Source organism: Desulfoluna sp. HI9BLuna, from assembly GCF_056829775.1.
Window position 1 is genome coordinate 2,020,491 of sequence record NZ_CP186555.1, and the last position, 20,150, is coordinate 2,040,640.

Sequence of the window (20,150 nt, forward strand, 5' to 3'; positions counted from 1 at the left end):
AGAAAGGTGGACACTCCCGGGCCCGGCTCATATGTTTTTTTGCACCGGGCGGCCTTGCCGGGGGCCAGGATTTTGCCTGATTTTATGGTTTGGGTTTGACAGACAGGTTTCAAAAGATATATCGACTCGCCAGAACATCTTGGTTTGTCGAGCAATTTGGATTTAATGACCAAATCGTCATTCACGGTTTTCCGCTCATTCGTCTTCCCCTTCGGGCAAACCGAGGGCACTCGGCCCGTGATATATCCGGGTAAGGATGATACCGTGGAAAGTTGAAAGGAGATCCCATGCCCCTGATCATTCTCTTTGTCAAAGCCCCGGAACACGGCAAGGTCAAAACCCGTCTGGCGACCCGTCTGGGACATGCCACGGCCCTTGCCCTCTACCGACGCTTTGTGGAAACCACCCTTGAGCGCCTGGCCCCTTTAGGGCCCATCCGCATTGCCTACACCCCGGAAAGCAGAAAGTCGCTCATGGAAGACTGGTTTCCAGGCCATGCCGACATGCGCCCCCAGCGGGGGGACGACCTGGGAGACCGCATGAAAAACGCCCTCACCGAGGCCTTTGACGACGGACATCACCGGGCCGTCATCATCGGCGGGGACATCCCGGACCTGCCCACGGACCGTATCCGCGAGGCGTTTCATGCCCTTGAGGGGCACCAGATGGTGCTGGTTCCGGTATCAGATGGAGGGTACTGCCTGGTGGGGGCGCGCAAAGGAACCCTTCTTGCGCCTGTCTTCGACACAATGAGATGGAGTTGCGATACGGTGACGGCAGAGACGCTCAAGCGGGCTGAGGCCCACGGCATCCCCCTGAAATGCCTTGAGGGCTGGTACGACATCGACACGGCCGATGATTTCCTGGCCTTTGTCCGGCGCCATGAAGAGACGGACGAGGTGCCCGCGCTCTACCAGGACGCCGCACGCCTGCTGCTTAATGATGGTGATGGGGCCTGTCCCCGTGGCGATGGACATGGGCGTGACGATGCAGGTGAAGGCCTTCGTCCATGACCACCTTGCCCCTCACCAGGCTGCACAGGGAGTCGGTCACCTGCTCCAGGAAATCAAAATCGTGGGAAATCACCACCCGAGCCACCTTGGAGGCCTGAAGGACGGCCACCAGCCGCGCAAAGGTGTCACGGTCCAGGCCCGTGGTGGGCTCATCCAGGAGAAGCAGATCAGGGTCCATGGCCAACACCGTGGCCAGAGCCACCATGCGCTTCTCCCCGCCGGAGAGCCGAAAGGTGATGCGCTCTTCGTAACCGGAAAGCCCCAATTCCGAAAGAACGCCCCTGGCCTTGTCCAGGGCGTCATGCCGCCCCAGGCCCAGGTTCATGGGGCCAAAGGCCACGTCCTCCAGCACCGTTGGGCTGAACAGCTGATCGTCGGCATCCTGAAACAACAGCCCCACCCGCCGCCTCACCTCCTTGAACCCCTTTTCGCCGGAAACCTCCCGCCCAAAGGCCGTGATCACACCGGCCTCGGGTTTCAGCAGCCCCATCATCAGATGGAACAAGGTGGTCTTTCCGCTGCCGTTGGGCGCGATGAGTCCGATGCTGGCCCCTTTGTCCACGGCAAAGTCCAGCCCGTTGATCACCGGTTCCCGGTCTCCGGGATACCGGTAGGTCAATCCTGAAAGATGCATCAACTGCTCAGCCATCGCATACCGCCTTCCTGTATTTGAATATATGGACAGGATAAAAATAAAACCGGGTTTGACAAACAGGTCTTAAGCAAACCTTTCCAGGCTCCGCCGAAATAATGTCCACCTTTTCACATTAGAAACATTTTGTGCGGAGCTTTTATTCAAAAAAGCGACCCGCCGGAGGCAAGCTGAATCGTTACACTCGCTTTTTTCAACCCCCCCCCCACCGGACGGCCACGTCAAGCCCCACAAGGGCCGCCACACAACCTGCCATGCAGGCGGCCTGGGGAAGGCAACCGGCCAGCCCCCGGGAACGTCGTGCCGCGGGCAGGCTGAACCGGCCGTCAAAGCCCCTCAATACCATGGCGCTGTACACCCGCTTTGCCCGCAGGTGGGAGCGGACCAAAAGCATGGCGGCCATGTGGGCAAAGGTCCTGTAGCTGTGCAGGGAGGTGTCGGGCTGAAACCCGCGCATGCGGGCCGCGTTCCTCAGCTTGCGGTACTCCCGCTCGATGACGGCGATGTACCGGGCACTCATGACGATGAGAAAGGCCAGCTTAACGGGAATGCCCAGGGCATTTAAGGCATGGCCCAGATCAAAGGTGTGCATGGTGGAGACCAGGGCCATGAGGATCAGGAGGATGGAAAAAGACTTCAGGGAGATCAAAAAGGCCAGGTTCAGTCCGTCCCCTTTGACGGTCAGAGGCCCCAGGGCTTTAAGCACCGGCCCCTCTCCGGTAAAGGGAAGGACAACCCAGAGAATCAGCAGGAACAGGAACAGGGGCAAAAGCCTCCTGGCAACCGAGCCAAGGGGCAGCCGCGCCACCAGGACAAAGCAGCTTCCCAGCCCCAGGGCGGCCACGGGCACCGCAGGGCTCGCGGCAAGGGCCGTGACCAACGAGAGGGCAAAGGCCGCCGCCACTCTTACGGTGGGGGCTATGTGGTGGATGGAGGAGTCGATGTCCGCAAAGGCTTCGTTCATGTGCTCCCCTTTCGGCTTCGGACCCAGGCAGCCATCCCCAGAAGGCCCACGATGTAGCCGAGCCCCCCGATGACGTCCCGGACCCGCGTCTCCTCCTGCTGCCTGTGCAGGGCTTTGGCCACGGCAGTGTCCACCACCTGCGCCAGGCGCTCCCAGTCCCGGTCCGCAAAACCCGGCTCCACGGGGTGGGCCTGCGGGGCGGGCTCACCGGTCACTCCGGCCGGGGCCTCAACCGCGCCGGACGGCTCCAGATCCCAGCGGCTCTTGTGGCCCATGCCGGCGTCCACCTCCACGGTGAGGGCACCGGGCTCGGGGCGGGGAAAGGTCAGCTCCCCCTTGTCGTTTGTTTCCCCGGTGAACACCACGGTACCGCCTGCGTTGTAGACCCGGATCACCCCGTGTTTCACGGGACGCTTTCCGGCAAAGGTGCTTTCGGTGTAGATCTCCCCCCCTTCGTCAAGGGCAAAAATGTTGATGCGATGGGCCAGGGCCGGGGAGGCCGCCAGAAGGAGAACACTTAAAACAAGGAGACATCGCAGGGGGTTCATCGCCCCTCCTTTCGCCCGTCCGAAGGCGACATGAGCCCTCCGAGCAGTTCAGGGTAGACCCGCAGGAGAAACGAGACCACAAAAGCGGTAAAAAGCCCTTCCACCACCATCACAGGGGCGTTGCCCACCACCGACGCCCAGGCGATCACCGTAAAGTTCTCCCCGGTGAACACCAGGGAGGCGGCCAAAAGAAGGGAAGAGATAAAGACGGCGAGAAACCCGCAGCCAAAGGAAGCGGCAAGGCCCACGCGCCCCGAACGGGATACCAGGGGCCCGAGAATCAGATAAACCGCCACGGCAGGGGCTGCCATCACCACGGTGTTCACCCCCAGGGTGGTGAGCCCCCCGTACTGGAAGAGAAGGGCCTGCAGGAGCAGGCCCGTAAAAATAGCGGGGAAAGCGGCCCAGCCCAGGACCAGGCCCACCAGCCCGTTCAGGACAAGGTGGACACTGGCCGGACCGATGTTCAGGTGAATCAGGGACGCCACGAAAAACGCGGAAGTCACCAACGCGGCGCTGACGGTCCCCTCCCCGTCCATCCGTTTCAGCCCGTAGGCCACACCGCCCGCGGCAACGGCCGCTCCGGCCAGAAGAACCGGAGCGGACAACACCCCTTCGGAAATATGCATCACTGAATTCCTTGGTCAATCACATGGTTCTCTGGTGCCCGGTGCCCCGGATCACCCCTGCCATTTGGAAAACTCCACCCAGAGGACGGCACCAAGCTCCACGCCCTTTTTCTCCCCTTCGGCCTCCAGCTTGTAATCCGCCTCGTTGAGGGCGGAAAATCCCCACCACCCCTCGTTCGGCACGGTAAAGGAGAACACGCCGTTGGCATCGGCCTTGACCACCTGGGTCACCAGATACTCATTGGCGGCTTTGGCCTTGCCGTCCTGGTTGTAGAACTCCACCTCCACCTCGGCCCAGGGCACGGCCTTGCCGTCGAGCTTGACCACTCCCTGGAAGAGATTGCCGGCATACAGGCCAAAGGGCCGGGTCAGGGGTACGATCTCGGTTTTCAGGCCAAGCTCGTCATCCCAGCCCTCTTCGCTGCCGTAAGCCGGCACAATGGTCTTGGTGTAGTGGATGATGAAAAGATCCTCGGCGGGCTCCCAGTAGGGCTTCGGTGTCATGACAAAGGTATAAACCCCGGGCCGCTTCACAGCGTAAGAGGATGCCCAGGAAGGGTTCCCCATGACCTCAGAAGGGGTCAGGGTTCCGGTGAGGTCGCGCTTCTTTCCGTCCACGACCACGGAAAACTCCGCTGGTTTTTCAAGGGGCATGCCCACCCCTTCAAAGGGGTGCGAAAACGAAAGGGAAAGGCCCAGCTCTTTTCCTGTTTGCCGGGATACAACGGATGTGTCAGGGATCACCATGCCGAAGTGGGCAAGGGCGGATAAGGGAAGGGAGGCCACAAGGGCCAGGGCAACGGCTGCTGCGAAGCGTTTCATTTGGATTCCTCCATAGTTCGAAAAAAGCAAAAAGCCACATAAACGTAAACCGCATGACATCACCGCAAAAAACGACACCGGCCTGGGCCTGGGGTGGCCCGGTTCACCCGACGGGGTGGTCCCAGAGACGTTTTTTACGAACGCATCATCTCACGTGAAAGCCTTCGTGGCTGTTTACCTTCGTGGAGCGCCCATTCATGACAACTTCAGAACAACGACTTTCGCAACAGACTTCGTGTCTGCCATTATTTAACACAGATAGCGTGAAGGAATTGCTCTTGTCAAATCCAAAGTGAAAAACAAAAGCCCTTGCCTTTCGAGGCTTCGCGGCCTTTCGTCGTGCTTATTCATCGGCTGTCCGGCTGCGACGCATTACCGGTAACCTGCTGAAATCCCAATTGACACGCCCACCACCGATTCGGTATATTTGTTAAAAGCATCCTCACATTTCAAAGAGATATCCACACCGACAAAGCCGTCGCTTGCAAGCACCCCTCTCCCGACGACAGGTGCCCCGTCACCAGACGCGAAACGCCATTTTTCCCAAGACGTCAACAGAGACTCAAAGTCGGAGAATTTCCCGTGGTCCCTGCCGGACCATTGCCTTTGCACTGACCATGCAATGGAGACCATCATGACCTCAACCCATAGCACCCCCCGGGGCCCCATCCTTGTCGTTGACGGAGATGCCTCGGTGATCAACAGTTACGCCCCATACCTGGAAACATGCGGCTATGAGGTAATGACGGCCCGGGACGGTTTTGCCGCCACCCAGCTCATCGCCGTTCACCCGCCGGAGCTCATCATCTCTGAGCTGCGCACCCCCGCCATGGACGGGCACTCGTTCTTTCGGCACCTCCAGCGGAGGTGGCCGGAGATCCCCGTCATCGTCACCTCCACCACCTGCGAACCCACCGAGGTGGTGACGTGCCTGCGAAAAGGGGCCAGCGACTTCCTCATCAAGCCTTTGAAAAACATGGACATACTCTCCCTGTCCGTGACACGCACCCTACGGGAAGTAAAACTCCGGCAACAGAACCAGAGATACAAAGAGCTCCTGGAACAGCGCATTTCCCGCAACTCCGAGGAGTTGAGGACCACCAACCGCTACCTCACCGAGCTCAACCATCGCCTCACTGAGGTGGTTGAATCCTCCAGAAGGCTCTCCACCTGCGTCACCATCGAGAGCTTCGGCACCCGCCTGCTCGAAGAGTTCAGCCACCACTTGGACGCATCGGGCGGAAGCCTCTACATCGCCGGCCAGGAAGGCCTGCGCCTCGTCCACTGCCTGGACGGGGGCCACGCTCCGGGGCTCATCAGTTACCCCGTGGCCAAAAGCTCACCCTTCGGCTACGCCCTGTACCGGAAAGAGCCCGTCCTCATCGGGGACATCCGCAACGAAGGGGCCCTGCGCCCCAGCGGATACGGAGGGTATCACAACGGCTCCTTCGTCATCTTTCCCCTGCAGAACCAGGAGGGCAAGCCCTTTGGGCTGGTCTCCCTCCACGGGAAAAAGAGCCCCCCCTTTGTCAATCAGGACCGCGAGGTGGGGGGCCTTTTGGCCTCTTACAGCTCCGAGACCCTGCGAGCCGTACGGGCCATGGAAGCCCTGTCCAAGAGCGAAGAAAAATACAGACTCGCCGCTCTCACCGCCAGCGACCTCATCAGCGAATGGAGCCCGGCCACCGACGACCTTGTCTGGTTCGGCAACATCGACGCCGTCATCGGCTCGGCACCGGAGACCCGGCCCACCACCATGGAAGCCTGGCTCGCCCTGATTCACCCCGACGACAGGCAACGTATTGCCGAAACCTATCGAGGCAACACCCACTGCGCCACAGCCCCACCCATGGACTATCGGGTCCGACACCTCTCCCACGGCTGGCGCCACTTCCGCGAGCGTACCACCACCCTCAAGGCCAAAGGGGGCGCCACCAAGATCCTGCGCGCCTGCAACGACATCACCCGGGAAAAAAGCGCCGAAGAGGAGCGCATCATCTTCGAGCTGAAAATGCAGCATGCCCAGAAGCTGGAAAGCTTAGGCATCATCGCAGGGGGCATTGCCCACGACTTCAACAACATCCTCATGGCGGTCCTGGGCCACGCCGACATCGCCCTGGAAGAGGTCGCCGGCAACCCCGGCCCGCAGAAAGCCCTCAACAACATCGTCACCGCAGGAAAACGGGCCACGGAGCTTGCCCGGCAGCTCCTTGTCTACTCGGGCAAAGGAAAACTGGAAACCAGCATTGTCGACATCAACACCCTGGTGACCGACATGATGAGCCTCATCGAGGTGTCGGTCTCCAAAAAAGTGCGCATCCTCTTTCACCCGGGCCGCCACACCCCCCACGTGGAGGGCAACCTCAGCCAGCTGCGCCAGGTGATCCTCAACCTCCTCACCAACGCCTCCCAGGCCATCGGCAACGCCAGCGGCCAGATCGACATCCGCACGGGCAAGGTCTTCTGCACCCGAAGCGACCTGAACGCCTGTTCCATGCCCGTGCGCCCCGGCGTGGACGCAACCCTGCCCGAGGCCACCTACACCTTCATCGACATCGAAGACACCGGCTGCGGCATGGACGAAACCACCCGGGACAAACTCTTTGACCCCTTTTACACCACCAAGAAGACCGGCACAGGCCTGGGCATGGCCGCGGTTCTAGGCATCATCCGGCAACTGCGGGGCACCATGACCGTGGACAGCACCCCGGGTGTGGGCACCCGCATCCGCGTGCTCCTGCCCGCATCCCTTGCTGCCATTGAGCAACGGAAGCAGCCGAAAGCGCCCTCTTTGGAAAAACCCATCCAGCAACAGGGCGGCCTGGTCCTCATCGCCGACGACGAGGAGCCCGTAAGGAAGATCTCCCAGCGCATGGTGGAAAAGCTCGGGTTTTCTGTTATCTCGGCCAAAGACGGCAGGGAGGCGGTCTCTCTGTACAAGGCCCACCGGCAGGAGATCCGCTGTGTCATCCTCGACATGACCATGCCGGGGCTAAGCGGCAGCGAAGCCCTGGACCAGATCCGGCAGGTCGACCCATCGGCCAAGGCCATCATTGCCAGCGGGTACGGATCGGCACCATCCCAATCGGCACCGGCCGAAGACGACACCTGCGCTTACCTCCAGAAGCCTTACCAGATAAACGAACTCAAGCAGGTCCTTCGTGAAATGCTCAACGGCAGCGGCCTGCCGCCCCAGCCATAAAGGGGCCCAACGCCACCTTGTACCGGCTCCCCGGGGAGCCGGTCTTTCCCTCCTTAAGCAATAATACCCCCGATCTTGCCATCTCCAATCTATGACCAACGTTTTGAAGCAGCATTTGATTTTTTCCCACCTCGGTCGTATATCTAGAGCAACGAGACAAGACAAACATACAGATTCATGGAAGGAGTAATAAAGCGATGGAACGCCCGAAGAAATTATGGGGGGTCAATGTGGCCCTTTTTGTGCTGGGGGTTTTTCTTGCGGTAACAGGGTTGATCAATGCATGGATTCTCCCCCACGGGTACGAGGCCAAAGGAAGCGTGCTGGTGGACATCCGCCATGTACTGACCGATGTCCACGAGTGGGCGGGACTCCTATTTATCCTTGCCGTGGCTCTCCACCTGGTACTGCACAGCACGTACATCCGCAAAAATATGGCCGCCTTCGGTTGGACCCGCTGGATCAAACCTTAAAAAAGCACTGGGCACCCCTTGCCTCCGTCCCCACCGGGGACAAGGGCTCGGCCGACAAAGAGCCACGCCGCCACGTGTTTGTTTTATGTGTGCCATAGCCCATCCTGCCTGTTGTTGATCCCACCTCACATCACCGGATGTCAGACCAGCTCCAGGGACAGGGTGTCGGCAATGGAGAGCCGCTCAAAGGGAGGCTCTCCCCCAAAAAGCGCCTGGCAGAACATGGCATTGACGGCGGCCAGCGTCTGGTTCATGGGCTCCAGGTCGATCATGACGTCCCCTGAAAGGGAGGAGAGCCCCCGAAAGTTCTCCGGGCAGAAGTCGACCCTCCGGTTCCCCTCGCCGTCGTCAAAAAGGATGGGAAGGCCGTGGGTGCGGCAGATCAAAGGCCGGTCCCCGTAAAGGAGGCAGGCCCCGTTCCCGTCCAAAAGGGGGCAGGGTCCTTCATCGCTGCTTTCGGTGGCCCGGGCCAGGGCTGAAGCCTTCTGGGTCTCGGAAAGGGTGTCAAAAGCCAGGCGAAGGCTGACGGCCTCCACGGGAAAAAGAGAAATATTCAGGCAACAGGCGCTGCACCCCTTACGACAGGCCATGTGGCCTGTAAGCGCGGCTTCGATCTCCCCGCACCGGGCGTTCACCCGCGAAAGAAGTGTCCTGTAGTTTTCAAACAATGCGTCCATGGATATCTCCATAATAGGGTCAGGAAAAAAAACAGGGGGAGGCCAGACATGGAGGCAGGACGATGTACGACGTACCTTAGATTAAAGCCACCCGATTCGTATGGCCTTCATCCCGAAGGCATACGACACATGCGCCGGTGGCGGTTTCTTCAGAAACATGATGTGCGCGTGCTTATGTAGTGCATTTCACTCCCCCAGACAAGAAAAGGAGCACCCCAGACCATGGAAATAGCCCCCATCGGCACCCTGTACACCCCCCACACGGAACTTTCGTCCATGCCCATCCAGCCCAAAGGCGCCACAGAGGTGCAGGGGCGCGCTGTCCTCCTCCCGGAGTACGCTGAGGGCCTGGCCGACCTGGCGGGCTTCAGCCACATCTACCTCATCTATCACTTCCACAAGGCCACACGCACCGAACTCACCGTGGTCCCCTTCATGGACACCCATCCCCGCGGGGTCTTCTCCACCCGATCTCCCCTGCGCCCCACCCACCTCGGCCTCTCCATCGTCCGCGTCACCCGGGTTGATGGAGCCACCGTGCACTTCACCGGGGCCGACATGCTCGACGGCACCCCGCTTATGGACATCAAGCCCTACATCCGAAATTTCGATCATGTGGAGGAAAGCACATCAGGATGGATGACCGCAGACGAAAAAACAGTATCCGATAAGCGGTCCGACGACCGGTTTGTGTAACATAAGGGGAAACGCTTCAGCTTGTTGCTGCCTCCGGCTGCCCTGCCGGGGGCCAAGCGTAAAAAATTTGACCAACAGGCCTCGCGAGTCCCTTTGACCGGCCAAAAGGCAACGCAACCCAAACGTTTCTGCGGAGATTTTTTCAAAAAGCGACCCGTCGGAGGTTGGCTTTATAGGTCAGCGGGCCCACCACGCCTTCAGCTTCATGTACAGGGCCCTCCAGCTCTCTCCGGACCCACCGCAGGCGGGCCGAGCCTTACCTGTACAGCAGCTTCCTTCCATCTCAAGGGGGGACACGCCCATCACCGCGGCCATCTCTTCGGGGGAGGCATCCGCGGTTCCCGTAAGCCGGGCCGGATAGCCGCTCCGAGTAATGGCCCGGCCGACGTCCTCGGGAGAGATGCCGGTGTCATGCATCACCACCACCACACCGCTTGAAAACGCCCCGGTCACCCGGGCCCCCTCCGCCACCCGGGAAACCCCTGTTGAAATCACGGAAAGACAGTCACCGCATGTCATCCGCTCCACGGCGTATGTTGACTTTTTCCCTGCACCCTGCGCCCAGGACAGCACCGACACAGCGTTCACAAAGAGCACCGCAAGGACAACCATCGCCCATCGCATCTTCCCTCCTTTGCGCATTGCACGCTCACCGTGAGTTTTTTCCAATTTGTGCGCATCTGTTGCGCCTGCGTGTAAATCTTTCATAAACCATGCCGAACGGACGAAGAATCGCCCTTGGCTGCCCCGTAGGCGACCATAAAGAAAGGGGCGGGACGCAAAGGGCACAGGGCTGGCGAATACTCTGCACCTGCCTGAAGACTATTAGGTAAGTCCCGGGCCATATTCCCGGTTGATTTTACGGGTAACAATGATACGAAAGGCGTGTTGAAGGGAGTGCCCGTCGGCTCTACGGAAAAACGGCACACGGAGACTCCGAGATACCACAGGTTGAGCCCCCGTATCAGGGCAGGCTCCTCCCCAACCATCCACCATCGCTGGGAGCCCCATGGATTTTGCCCTTACCCCCGTCATCGCCCTTTCTCTTTTTGCCACCGGAACCGCCGCAGGATTTGTGGATTCCATCGCAGGGGGAGGCGGCCTCGTGGCCCTTCCCATGCTGCTCTCCGTCGGTGTGCCGCCCCAGCTTGCCCTGGGCACCAACAAGCTCCAGGGATCCTTCGGCACCTTTTCAGCCGCCCTCACCTACATCCAGAAAGGCGAGGTAAACCTGAAAGAGGCTGCCCTGGGCATCGCCGCCACCCTTTCGGGCGCCGCCACCGGTGCCTGGACCATCCAGCACATGGAGGCAGGGTTCCTCAAAGGGCTCATCCCGATTCTGCTCCTGGCGGTGCTGGCCTACACCCTGCTCTCCCCCGATTTCGGGGACACCCAGCGCAAACCCAAGCTCCCGGCCCCGGTCTTCTACACCCTCTGCGGCCTGCTCCTGGGCTTTTACGACGGCTTCTTCGGCCCCGGCACGGGTTCCTTCTGGACCACAGGGATGGTGCTGTTCATGGGCTTTTCCATGACCCGGGCCGCAGGCTACACCCGCGTCATGAACTTCACGAGCAACTTTGTGGCCCTCTGCGTCTTCATCGCCCTGGGCAACGTGGTCTGGACCGCAGGGCTCATCATGGCCGCAGGCCAGATCATCGGCGCGCGCACCGGCTCAGCCCTGGCCATCAAAAAAGGAGCCAGGCTCATCAAGCCCATCTTTGTCACCGTGGTCTTTCTCACCACGGCCAGGCTCATCTATCAAACGTACGCGTAGCGACTCCCCCCGTTTGACGCGTAAAAACGTGACCAAGCCATTGCCTCCGGCGGCCCTGCCGGGGGCCAAACGTTTAAAAAGTTTGACAAACAGGTCTTACGAACGACTTGGCCCCACCGAAAGTTAACGACTGCCGGACTGTTTTGAATGCACCGAAGGCAAAGCGGAGTCGTTACGCGAAGACAAAAAAACCCCGGCCTCTCCAAGAGACCGGGGCGTAAACATGACATGGGCAGAAGCCTCCCGTTGCACAATGACTGCAAGGGGCCTTAAGAATCCAGCTCGCGTTTGAATTTTTCAGCGATGTCGTCGAACAGGTCTTTTTCTTTTTTCTTCTGCTCTTCCTGAATGGCCTTGACCTTCTGCTCGTAGATCCCGGCGGTCTTCTCCTTGAACTTTTTCAGTTCCTCTTCCATGCGGTTCTCCTGCACTTTCTTAGGAAGAGCTTCCACGGCAAGATGGTCTTCCACCACAATGCAGGTGGTCTGAAAAGGGCCCTCCACCAAGGCGACGATTCCTTTGTCCGCCAGCTCCGTGCACACCCGGGAGACCCAGTCCGTGGTCATGCCGAGGATCTCGGCCACCTCTTTGAAAGAGGGGGACGCTTTTTTTGTAAACTCATGGACCCTAACGGCAGCCACCAGGGCCTGAGCCTCGTCATAGGGGGTCAACCGACTCATCACGCACCTCCCACCCGGTGGTCACCTCCTTGGAAACACCGGGGCAATCAAGGGCTCGGCTCACGCCTCTCCAGCCTACCAAGCCCATTATCCACATCACAGGCGAATTCGCCCTTCGTACACCAGCCTGGCCGGACCGGTCTTTAAAATATGGTTGTCGGCCTCGTTCCAGGCAATGGCCAGATCTCCGCCCTTGAGTCCCACGGTCACCTCGCGGCCCGTCAGGCCCAGAAGGTGGGTTGCCACGGCCGTGGCACAGGCGCCGGTGCCGCAGGCCAGGGTCTCGCCTGCACCCCGCTCCCAGACGCGCATCTTCACCTCGGAAGACGACACCACCTCCACAAACTCCACGTTGGTCTTTTCAGGGAACAGGGGATGGACCTCAAGGGCAGGGCCGAACGCTGTGGGCTCGTCTCCGGTGAGGCGGTCCACCACAATGACGGCATGGGGATTGCCCATAGAGACGGCCGTCACGGCATACTCCCTGCCATCGGCTGTGACGGGAACGGACACGGCCCGATCACCGTCCACATCAAAGGGAATCTTCCGCGGGAACAAAATGGGCTCGCCCATGTCCACGCACACCCGGGTCACGCCGTTTTGTGTTGCCTCGATGATCTCGGGGACAATGGTCCCGGCCTTGGTCTCCACGGTAAAGCGGGTACCGGAAAGGAGCCCCCTGTCGTTGACAAAGGCGGCAAAGCAACGCATCCCGTTGCCGCACATCTCCGCCTCGGACCCGTCGGAGTTGAAGATACGAAACCCGATGTCGCAGGTCTCCGAGGGAAGGGCCATGATAATGCCGTCGGCACCCACGCCGAACCGCCGGTCGCAGAGCTTTCGTGCAAGCTCAGGGTACCCCATGGCGCCCAGGGCCCCGTCCATGTCGTCCAGCAGGACAAAGTCGTTTCCAATACCTTCCATTTTCGCAAACTTGAGAACCATGATACCCTCCGGGGTCAATAAAATGTTGTGATCCCATTTTCATACCGAATACGCATGTATCACACAATATGTTTGGCGGCCTAACAATAAAAACCCGCCCGAAAAGAAGGCGCAAAACGTCATCAAATCAGGAACACGGCGTTTGACACAAATCCTTGTTCAAAGGTATAGTTAACCACAGACTACCCACCACACACCACACGACATAACCGCACCACATCACCCCCGTCAGGCATGCCCCCCCCGCACCGCCTGTCGGACAACCCAACCATCAACGTCGAAACGGAGGTGAGCCGATGAAAACCTTTATCATCCTGACGGAATTGACCGAAGAGGGCAAAAAGGCCATCCAGAATGACCCGGCCGGCATGAAGCTCTCGGCCCAGGCCATTGAAAACCGTGGCGGCATCCTCGTGGACCAGTTTGCCCTGCTGGGGCCCTGGGACTTTCTTACCATCATCAAGGCCAAGGACGAAAAATCCATCTTCCGCATCACCACGGAGCTTGACGCCCTGGGCACCGTCAAAACCATGACCCTTCCGGCCATGCCCATCGAGGAGTTCATCGACGACATCATCACCTCCATGTGATCCCTTTCCCCCACTGATTCCCGACACACAAAAACAGCCCATGATCCGAACCGGGATCATGGGCTGTTTTGATGTGTCCGACAGCCGTTTCGGAGGTTTTTTGCTACTGCCCGTTACCTTCCCGTGCGTTGCGCTTCCAGGTGATCGATGTAAGAGGGCCGAAGGGCGTCCTGATAAAAAATGCCGGTCATGAGGCGCTCGTCCCGGGCCAGGCGCAGCGCGGCTTCGTGGTCTTCGGGGTCATGGGTGTGGGGCAGGGGAAGGGCCAGCTTCGAGAGGCGCTTCCAAGTGTAGTTCTCCTTGTCGAAGGTAACGCACGGAGAGACAAGGTGCAGAAAGCTGAACCCCTTGTGAAGAATGCCCTGATGCATGATCTGCTTCATGCCCTCCACATCCCCGGCAAAGCCCCGGGCCACAAAGGAGGCGCCGTAGGAAAGGGCCAGGGCCACGGGGTTCAGGGGGGTGTCCGGGTTGCCCCGTGGGTGGGAGCCGGTGACGTTTCCCATGGGGGTGGTGGGAGACGACTGTCCCTTGGTGAGGCCGTAGATGGAGTTGTCGAAAAGAAACAGGGTGACATCAATGTTCTTCCGGGCGATGTGGGGCAGATGGCCGCCCCCGATTCCCAGAATGTCCCCGTCCCCGCCCACGGTAAAGACCGTGAGATCCGGGGAGGCCAGCTTCACGCCGCTGGCGATGGGAACGGCCCGCCCGTGGAGGGTGTGAAACCCGTACACCTTCATGAAGATGGGAAACCGCCCGGCGCAGCCGATGCCGCTGACCACGCACATCTCTTCATTGCGAAGGCCCAGCTCCCCCACCACCTGCAAGAGAGCATGGGCAATGCCGAAATATCCGCACCCCGGACACCAGGTGGGCAGCTCACGGGTACGGTAGTCAAGGAACCCCTCTCCCCGGACTTTGACCAGGGCGTCGCTGATGTAGGTCATGGCAACTCCGTCTTTGGTCCAAAAGCGCCTCCGGCGGCCCTGCCGGGGGCCAAACTTTTGAAAAGTTTGACAAACAGGTCTGTGGCGAGCAGTATTCGAAGGCCCAGCCCTTACCCAGTAAACACTTGCAATAACAGATCATTAAATTAAACAGGCCGTAGTCTCATAAACTATCCGGGTTAAAACTTAAATTTCCCGATAAACTCCAGAATATCCTCGGACGCCATGGGAAGGCCGGAGATAAGGTTTAAACGGTGCACCTGCCGGTTGATGACAGGTGCCACGAGGTTGGCGTATTGACCGGTGTGGTTGAGTTCGGCCACCACCAGGGTTTTGCAGCGGTTGCTGAAGGCCCTCAAGGCCTCTTCAGGCAGGGGATAGATCACCGAAGAGTGGAAGGAAGCGATGCGGTGCCCCTTTTTCCCGGCCCTTCTCACGGCCTCTTCCGCGGCCCCGGAGGAAGATCCCCAGGAGAGAATGCCGATGTCCACCTCCCCTTCGGTGCCGGACTCCATCACGGCCGGCAGCTCGTCCTGAAGGGTCTTGAGCTTCCTGAACCGCTTCTCGGTCATGGTCAGGTGGTTCTCCCCGTCGTAGACGGGCTTGCCGTGGGTGTTGTGCTCCAGGCCGGTGGCCACAAACATCCCGTAGGGCATGCCCGGCAGGGTCCTGGGAGAGATGCCGCTGTCGGTCACCTTGAAGCGCTCGTAATCGTCCAGGGCCTCGTCCGGCGGAAACACGTTGGCGGACAACATGGCCTCCCCGGGGGGATCGGGCTTGGGAATGTTTCGGATGCTGTTGGAAAGGTAAAAATCTAGGAGAATCACCACCGGAGTCTGGTACTTCTCGGCGGCATAAAACGCCAGGCAGGTCATGGCGTAACAATCCATGACATCCCGGGGGGCAAAGACCACTCGGGGCGAATCCCCGGTGCCGCCCCACACCGCAGCGGACAGGTCGCTCTGCTCCATCTTGGTGGGAAGCCCGGTGCTGGGGCCACCCCGCTGGGAGTTCACGATGACGGCGGGCACCTCGGCCATCACCGCCAGGTTGATCATCTCCCCCATGAGGGCAAAGCCCGGGCCAGAGGTGGCCGTCATGGCCCGCTTCCCGGAAAAACCCGCCCCCACCACGTTACCCGCAGCCGAAATCTCGTCCTCGGTCTGGAGCATCACCCCCCCGGAGTCTCCAAGGCGCTTGCTCAGGATCTCCATGATCTTGGTGGCCGGGGTGATGGGGTACCCGGCATAAAGGCGAAGCCCGCTGTCCATGGCAGCCATGGCCACGGCCTCGTTGCCGTTCATGATCACCTGCTCGCCCTCCGGGGGAACCGTGGCCGCGTCTTTGAAGGTGTAGGGATCTTCCTTGGCCACATGGCTTGCCGTCCACTCATAGCCCAGGGAAAAGGATGCCAGGTTGCTGTCGATGATCACCTGTTTCTTGCCCTTGTAGCGAGCCTCGATAAAGGCCTTCATGGCCTCGGCATCGATGCCGAAAAGGGCGGCCACCGCACCGATGGCAACCATGTTGCGCCCCTTGGCGTTGCCCGCGGCCTTGTTGGCAAGCTCCAGCATGGGAATGCCGTAGGCGGTCATGCCCGGCTCAGCCCACCCGGCGATGCTCTTGTCCTCTTCGTGGCAGACCGGGGGCTTGCTGTCGTAGATCAGCACCCCGTTTTTCCGAAGCCCGCCCAGCTGGGTGATGGCGTGGGCGTCGTTCAGAGCCACCAGCACGTCCGTGTACTTCCCCGGCGAAAGCACCTTGTCCGTGCTGACGCGAAAGTGGGCCACACACTTGCCGAAGCCCCTGATCTCCGAAGGAAACGAATCAAAGGAGACAATGTCGTAGCCCTCGCTGCTCATGAAGCGGGTCATCACCTCGCCTGCGGAGATGGTCCCCTCCCCTGCGCTGCCACAGATCTCAATCACAATATCAACGCTGGTCGTCATCGTGTTCGCTCTCCTGTATTGAACATGCAGCACAAAAAATTATCTGCCTCCGGCGGCAAGGTGAGCCACCTTGAAAGCAAGTTACGAATGCGCTTTCCCCCTCGTCCCTCGTGGAAAATCACATTCGCCTTTATTTTTCATGATTGGTTTTTAACCATAAAGCTCCCTTCGACACATGGGGGGGAATACCCCACACCGCCCATCACGGGCGTAGCCCGTCAGCGAATGTGATCGGCCTGAGGAACGAAGGCCGGGAGCATTTGCGAACCCGGTTATGCGAAGGATTTCCACCAGGAGGTGCGGATGGTAACCCCGTCCATCTCAAAGATCTCCTTGGGCTGATAGTCGATGATCTTTTCCCGGCCCAGAAGGTTCATGGCGGTGATCTCCCCTTGTGCCTCGGCATTGCCCCAGCCTACGGAAACCCAATAATCCTTGAGGTCCGGGTTGTAGATCTGGGCGCAATCCCCGCAGGCGTAGACGTCTTCGTGGTTGGTGCGCATGAGGTGATCCACCAGCACCCCTTTTTCCGTGTTGATGCCGCTGCCCACGAGAAACCGGATGTTGGGCACGGAGCCGAAAAAGGAGAAGACCAGATCCGCCGAGAGCTCAGCGCCGTCGGGCAGGGTAAGGGTAAACCCCTCCCCTTCGGGCCGCACGTCGGTCACGGGCTCGGCATCGGTGATGACCGTCACCCCAAGGGAGGTGAGGCGCTTGGTCACGCTTTTCTGAATCTCATCCTTGAGGCTCACGGGCCAGAAGAGGCTGCTGTAGAGGACAAACACCACCTCCTTGCCAGCTTTTCGCGCCTCCCGGGCAAAGCCCATGCTGGTAAGGTCCCCGCCAAGAACGGCCAGGCTGGAGACTTTTTCCATGGCGTCTCGGACGCTCCGGGCGTCGTCGAACCCTGCCAGGCAGTGAAGGTGATCGGCAAACCCGGCGTGTGTGGGGAGCCTTCGGGCCGAGGCCCCCACAGCCAGGATGAGTTTGGTAAAATGAACCTTTTCCATGTGCCGGAGGTAGACCACCTTTTCGGCCGGATCCACCTTCTCCACGCGCTGGCCCAGGCGCAGGCGGATATGCTTCTCCTGATAGCCTCGGTAGGGACGAATCACGAGGTCCTCGGCCTCGCAGCCTCCCACGGTGTAGAGAGGCACCCGGTGCTTGTAATAATACAGGGGCTTCTCATCGGAGATGATGGTGATCCTGGCCTCGGGGTCTTCCCGGCGCAGGGTATCGGCCGCGCTGTTGCCCGCCGGGCCGTTTCCTATGATGACGTAATGGTCGTCCTTGGGCATCACTCCTCCCTGTCCACTTCCACCAGCTCGGTTTTGGTTATGGTTATGCAGTCCATGGGACAGACCTCGTAGCACTTCCCGCAACGGATACAACGCTTGTTGTCGATGGCAATGGCCACCACGTCGTTCCAGTTGCCCGTTTCATTATATTCTCCGTAGCTTCCGTCCGGGTTCTCGGCAACGCTTGTGATCATCTTGATGCAGTCCCGGGGGGCCACGTCGATGCACATGGAGCAGTAGATGCAACGGGAGACGTCGATCTCGTACTTCAGGCTGCAGAGGTAGCAGCGCAACGACTCCTTGACGGCCTCGGCCTCGCCGTAGCCCTTCTCCACCTCGTTGTCCGCCTCCTCAAAGCGTTCTTCAACGGGCAGGGTGGGCATGGGCACCGGCTTGATAAAATCGTACTCCCGCTCCCGGTCGGTCTGTTCCGCCGGTTCAAACCGCACCAGAAGCGCCTTTCTCCTGCGCCCGGCAAAGAGCTCGTCCACCTCGTGGGCGGCGTGTCGCCCTGCGGCCAGGGCGGAAATAACGTTGGAGGCACCGGTGACGCAATCCCCGGCTGCGTAGAGTCGGTCCACGGAGGTGAGAAAGCGGCCTGCCTTGACTCCGATGCGCTGCCCGTCCATTTCCAGGGGCTGGCCCAGGTCCACCCGGGGGTGCTGGCCGATGGCGCTGATGATGGTGTCCGCTTCCATGACAAACTCGGAATTCTCAATGGGAACGGCGATGCGGCCCTTTCCGTCCGGGGTGTCTTCCAGGCGGGTTCGCAGGAACTCAATCCCCTCCACCCGGCCCCCTGTGCCCAGGATCCGGTGGGTGCTCACCAGGCTGTAGATGCGCCCCCCCTCCACCTTGACCTCGCGGATCTCATGGTCGTCCACGGGCATGTGCTCTTCAGTGGCCAGGATATTGATGCGCACGCTTTCCGCCCCCATGCGAAGGGAGGTGCGGGCACAATCCATGGCCGTGAAGCCGTCCCCCACCACGATGACCCGCTTGCCCGTCTCCACGTCCTGGCCGAGGTTGGTCCGCACCATGTAGTCCAGGCCGGAAATCACCCCCTCCATCTCCTCCCCGTCCACCCCGAGGCGGTTGGGTTCCATGCAACCCACGGTGGTGATCACGGCGTCGTGTTTTTTCAGGAGGTCTTTGAGAACGACATCGTGCCCCACCAGCACCCGGGTCTGGAGCGTCACCCCCAGCCTCAGGACATTTTCGATCTCCAGGTCCAGGATATCCCGGGGAAGCCGAAACGCCGGAATCCCGTAGCGCAGCATCCCCCCTGCTTCAGGCATGCTCTCATAAAGGGTCACGTTGTGCCCGTAAACGGCCAGGTCGTGGGCCGCGCCGATGCCGGCAGGGCCGGAGCCGATGACGGCCACGCTCTTGCCGGACGGGGCGTACAGATCCTCTTTGATGCGGTGCATGACCGGTTTCAAATCGGCTGCCGACCGCTTCAGGTGGCAGATATTCACCGGGTCGCCCAGGTCGTCTTCCCCGTGGCGGCAGGCCGCCTCGCAGGGCCGGGAACAGATCCTGCCCAGGGTGGCGGGCAGGATGTTGTAGACCCGGTTCAATTCATAGGAGCGCCCGTAGCGGTTCTCGGTGATGCACCGGATGTACCCGGGCACGTTGGTAGCGGCGGGGCAGGCATGCTGGCAGGGAACGTTATCGGCCATGTACCCGAAATCCCTCGGGTCGTCTGAAAAGGCGATCTCCTTGATAATGCGGAGCATGCCGCTGGTCCCGTCGTTCCCGCGCTGGCTGCTGTAGATCTCTCGTTTCATCGGCTTTTCCCGTGGGGTCTTTTCTGTAAGGCTGATTGACGATTCGTGACACTAATCGTGGTGAGACGGTTACGGTCTTGGTTCAAGGAAGCGGGAAGGGCCGAGGTCGAGACGCAAGGCAAGAAGATGGAAACCGGACCAGGGGAAGAGGCCGCCCCGCAAGGGAAGAGGGCCCCTGCAGAGATGAATCCCCGCACCAGGCCCGTGACATGGAATTGTTACCGCTAAATATACTCTCTTTTTGACAGCCACGCAAGGCGGTTGCGTTTTTTTAACCTTGTGGTTCTCAGGGATTTCATGTTTAATTAAGTATTCCAAGCCGCCGCAAGTTCGACATAAAAACACCTTTCATATCAACTTCTTGCAGAGCTTCTATCCATCTCTTCTGCGCTTCTGCTTGCTACCCTGCCTGCTCGCATCGCCCGCATCCGGGCCCTCTTTTGTTGCACGGTGGCGCCTTCGGAGTGTTTTGCCCAATCCGTTCCCCCCTGTGCCTCCCGC

The 20,150-nt window shown here is 60.1% G+C and carries 19 protein-coding genes; 6 read left to right on the forward strand and 13 right to left on the reverse strand.

Translation table 11 applies throughout. From position 1 onward, the window contains the following. The first annotated feature begins 287 nt into the window (after positions 1-287). On the forward strand, positions 288-1,013 hold the full coding sequence (locus ACOYW0_RS08090; RefSeq protein WP_482418018.1) for a TIGR04282 family arsenosugar biosynthesis glycosyltransferase: 726 nt from the start codon (positions 288-290) through the stop codon (positions 1,011-1,013). Here the strand turns inward: ACOYW0_RS08090 and ACOYW0_RS08095 are convergent. The 5 genes from ACOYW0_RS08095 to ACOYW0_RS08115 all read right to left on the reverse strand — a co-directional run bounded on the left by ACOYW0_RS08095 (position 937) and on the right by ACOYW0_RS08115 (position 4,628). Continuing rightward, entirely contained in the window at positions 937-1,662 is a 726-nt protein-coding gene (locus ACOYW0_RS08095; protein WP_482418019.1) for an energy-coupling factor ABC transporter ATP-binding protein, read from the reverse strand. The genes ACOYW0_RS08090 and ACOYW0_RS08095 overlap by 77 nt on opposite strands. 196 nt (positions 1,663-1,858) lie before the next feature. Next, entirely contained in the window at positions 1,859-2,629 is a 771-nt protein-coding gene (locus ACOYW0_RS08100) for an energy-coupling factor transporter transmembrane component T family protein (RefSeq protein ID WP_482418020.1), read from the reverse strand. Continuing rightward, a complete protein-coding gene (locus ACOYW0_RS08105) occupies positions 2,626-3,177 on the reverse strand; it encodes a hypothetical protein (RefSeq protein WP_482418021.1) in 552 nt (183 codons plus the stop codon). Before ACOYW0_RS08105 ends, ACOYW0_RS08100 begins: the two co-directional genes overlap by 4 nt. Then, complete coding sequence (gene cbiM, locus ACOYW0_RS08110) at positions 3,174-3,806, reverse strand: cobalt transporter CbiM (RefSeq protein WP_482418022.1); 633 nt, start codon at positions 3,804-3,806, stop codon at positions 3,174-3,176. The genes ACOYW0_RS08105 and cbiM overlap by 4 nt, the downstream gene beginning before the upstream one ends. 51 nt (positions 3,807-3,857) lie before the next feature. Further along, entirely contained in the window at positions 3,858-4,628 is a 771-nt protein-coding gene (locus ACOYW0_RS08115; RefSeq protein WP_482418023.1) for a DUF4198 domain-containing protein, read from the reverse strand. Between the two features lie 634 nt (positions 4,629-5,262). Here ACOYW0_RS08115 and ACOYW0_RS08120 point away from each other — a divergent pair. Beyond that, on the forward strand, positions 5,263-7,830 hold the full coding sequence (locus ACOYW0_RS08120; RefSeq protein WP_482418024.1) for a response regulator: 2,568 nt from the start codon (positions 5,263-5,265) through the stop codon (positions 7,828-7,830). A gap of 197 nt (positions 7,831-8,027) precedes the next feature. Further along, complete coding sequence (locus tag ACOYW0_RS08125; RefSeq protein WP_482418025.1) at positions 8,028-8,303, forward strand: DUF4405 domain-containing protein; 276 nt, start codon at positions 8,028-8,030, stop codon at positions 8,301-8,303. Between the two features lie 140 nt (positions 8,304-8,443). Here the strand turns inward: ACOYW0_RS08125 and ACOYW0_RS08130 are convergent, their stop codons facing one another. Continuing rightward, on the reverse strand, positions 8,444-8,980 hold the full coding sequence (locus ACOYW0_RS08130; protein WP_482418026.1) for a YkgJ family cysteine cluster protein: 537 nt from the start codon (positions 8,978-8,980) through the stop codon (positions 8,444-8,446). A gap of 222 nt (positions 8,981-9,202) precedes the next feature. Here ACOYW0_RS08130 and tsaA point away from each other — a divergent pair, with 222 nt between their 5' ends. Continuing rightward, the gene (tsaA, locus tag ACOYW0_RS08135; RefSeq protein WP_482418027.1) at positions 9,203-9,676 is read left to right on the forward strand and encodes a tRNA (N6-threonylcarbamoyladenosine(37)-N6)-methyltransferase TrmO; all 474 of its coding nucleotides are present in this window, start codon (positions 9,203-9,205) and stop codon (positions 9,674-9,676) included. Between the two features lie 177 nt (positions 9,677-9,853). On the opposite strand, the gene ACOYW0_RS08140 is transcribed toward tsaA, so the two are convergent. Then, positions 9,854-10,300, reverse strand: coding sequence for a heavy-metal-associated domain-containing protein (locus tag ACOYW0_RS08140; RefSeq protein WP_482418028.1), 447 nt, complete (start codon positions 10,298-10,300; stop codon positions 9,854-9,856). 385 nt (positions 10,301-10,685) lie between these two features. On the opposite strand from ACOYW0_RS08140, the gene ACOYW0_RS08145 reads away from it, so the two are divergent. Then, positions 10,686-11,450 (forward strand): TSUP family transporter, encoded by a 765-nt coding sequence (locus ACOYW0_RS08145; RefSeq protein WP_482418029.1) that lies wholly within the window; start codon positions 10,686-10,688, stop codon positions 11,448-11,450. A gap of 269 nt (positions 11,451-11,719) precedes the next feature. Here the strand turns inward: ACOYW0_RS08145 and ACOYW0_RS08150 are convergent, their stop codons facing one another. Both ACOYW0_RS08150 and dapF read right to left on the reverse strand, forming a co-directional pair. Then, a complete protein-coding gene (locus ACOYW0_RS08150) occupies positions 11,720-12,130 on the reverse strand; it encodes a hypothetical protein (RefSeq protein WP_482418030.1) in 411 nt (136 codons plus the stop codon). 96 nt (positions 12,131-12,226) lie between these two features. Beyond that, a complete protein-coding gene (gene dapF / locus ACOYW0_RS08155) occupies positions 12,227-13,075 on the reverse strand; it encodes a diaminopimelate epimerase (RefSeq protein WP_482418031.1) in 849 nt (282 codons plus the stop codon). 296 nt (positions 13,076-13,371) lie between these two features. Here dapF and ACOYW0_RS08160 point away from each other — a divergent pair, with 296 nt between their 5' ends. Continuing rightward, positions 13,372-13,665, forward strand: coding sequence for a GYD domain-containing protein (locus tag ACOYW0_RS08160; RefSeq protein WP_180142785.1), 294 nt, complete (start codon positions 13,372-13,374; stop codon positions 13,663-13,665). Positions 13,666-13,778: 113 nt separating this feature from the next. On the opposite strand, the gene ACOYW0_RS08165 is transcribed toward ACOYW0_RS08160, so the two are convergent. The 4 genes from ACOYW0_RS08165 to ACOYW0_RS08180 form a co-directional block, all read right to left on the reverse strand. Continuing rightward, positions 13,779-14,612 carry a thiamine pyrophosphate-dependent enzyme gene (locus tag ACOYW0_RS08165; RefSeq protein WP_482418032.1) on the reverse strand — a complete coding sequence of 278 codons (834 nt, stop codon included), beginning with the start codon at positions 14,610-14,612 and terminating at the stop codon, positions 13,779-13,781. A gap of 179 nt (positions 14,613-14,791) precedes the next feature. Then, entirely contained in the window at positions 14,792-16,561 is a 1,770-nt protein-coding gene (locus ACOYW0_RS08170) for a 2-oxoacid:acceptor oxidoreductase subunit alpha (protein WP_482418033.1), read from the reverse strand. Between the two features lie 272 nt (positions 16,562-16,833). Further along, on the reverse strand, positions 16,834-17,859 hold the full coding sequence (locus tag ACOYW0_RS08175; protein ID WP_482418034.1) for an NAD(P)/FAD-dependent oxidoreductase: 1,026 nt from the start codon (positions 17,857-17,859) through the stop codon (positions 16,834-16,836). Then, positions 17,859-19,649: an FAD-dependent oxidoreductase gene (locus tag ACOYW0_RS08180; protein ID WP_482418035.1), complete on the reverse strand. Its 1,791-nt coding sequence runs from the start codon at positions 19,647-19,649 to the stop codon at positions 17,859-17,861. Before ACOYW0_RS08180 ends, ACOYW0_RS08175 begins: the two co-directional genes overlap by 1 nt. Between the last annotated feature and the right edge of the window lie 501 nt (positions 19,650-20,150).

Bases quoted from the DNA above. Each gene is read 5' to 3' on its own strand.
- ACOYW0_RS08090 (WP_482418018.1), top strand. From the start codon at position 288: ATGCCCCTGATCATTCTCTTTGTCAAAGCCCCGGAACACGGCAAGGTC.
- ACOYW0_RS08095 (WP_482418019.1), bottom strand. From the start codon at position 1,662: ATGGCTGAGCAGTTGATGCATCTTTCAGGATTGACCTACCGGTATCCC.
- ACOYW0_RS08100 (WP_482418020.1), bottom strand. From the start codon at position 2,629: ATGAACGAAGCCTTTGCGGACATCGACTCCTCCATCCACCACATAGCC.
- ACOYW0_RS08105 (WP_482418021.1), bottom strand. From the start codon at position 3,177: ATGAACCCCCTGCGATGTCTCCTTGTTTTAAGTGTTCTCCTTCTGGCG.
- cbiM (WP_482418022.1), bottom strand. From the start codon at position 3,806: ATGCATATTTCCGAAGGGGTGTTGTCCGCTCCGGTTCTTCTGGCCGGA.
- ACOYW0_RS08115 (WP_482418023.1), bottom strand. From the start codon at position 4,628: ATGAAACGCTTCGCAGCAGCCGTTGCCCTGGCCCTTGTGGCCTCCCTT.
- ACOYW0_RS08120 (WP_482418024.1), top strand. From the start codon at position 5,263: ATGACCTCAACCCATAGCACCCCCCGGGGCCCCATCCTTGTCGTTGAC.
- ACOYW0_RS08125 (WP_482418025.1), top strand. From the start codon at position 8,028: ATGGAACGCCCGAAGAAATTATGGGGGGTCAATGTGGCCCTTTTTGTG.
- ACOYW0_RS08130 (WP_482418026.1), bottom strand. From the start codon at position 8,980: ATGGACGCATTGTTTGAAAACTACAGGACACTTCTTTCGCGGGTGAAC.
- tsaA (WP_482418027.1), top strand. From the start codon at position 9,203: ATGGAAATAGCCCCCATCGGCACCCTGTACACCCCCCACACGGAACTT.
- ACOYW0_RS08140 (WP_482418028.1), bottom strand. From the start codon at position 10,300: ATGCGATGGGCGATGGTTGTCCTTGCGGTGCTCTTTGTGAACGCTGTG.
- ACOYW0_RS08145 (WP_482418029.1), top strand. From the start codon at position 10,686: ATGGATTTTGCCCTTACCCCCGTCATCGCCCTTTCTCTTTTTGCCACC.
- ACOYW0_RS08150 (WP_482418030.1), bottom strand. From the start codon at position 12,130: ATGAGTCGGTTGACCCCCTATGACGAGGCTCAGGCCCTGGTGGCTGCC.
- dapF (WP_482418031.1), bottom strand. From the start codon at position 13,075: ATGGTTCTCAAGTTTGCGAAAATGGAAGGTATTGGAAACGACTTTGTC.
- ACOYW0_RS08160 (WP_180142785.1), top strand. From the start codon at position 13,372: ATGAAAACCTTTATCATCCTGACGGAATTGACCGAAGAGGGCAAAAAG.
- ACOYW0_RS08165 (WP_482418032.1), bottom strand. From the start codon at position 14,612: ATGACCTACATCAGCGACGCCCTGGTCAAAGTCCGGGGAGAGGGGTTC.
- ACOYW0_RS08170 (WP_482418033.1), bottom strand. From the start codon at position 16,561: ATGACGACCAGCGTTGATATTGTGATTGAGATCTGTGGCAGCGCAGGG.
- ACOYW0_RS08175 (WP_482418034.1), bottom strand. From the start codon at position 17,859: ATGCCCAAGGACGACCATTACGTCATCATAGGAAACGGCCCGGCGGGC.
- ACOYW0_RS08180 (WP_482418035.1), bottom strand. From the start codon at position 19,649: ATGAAACGAGAGATCTACAGCAGCCAGCGCGGGAACGACGGGACCAGC.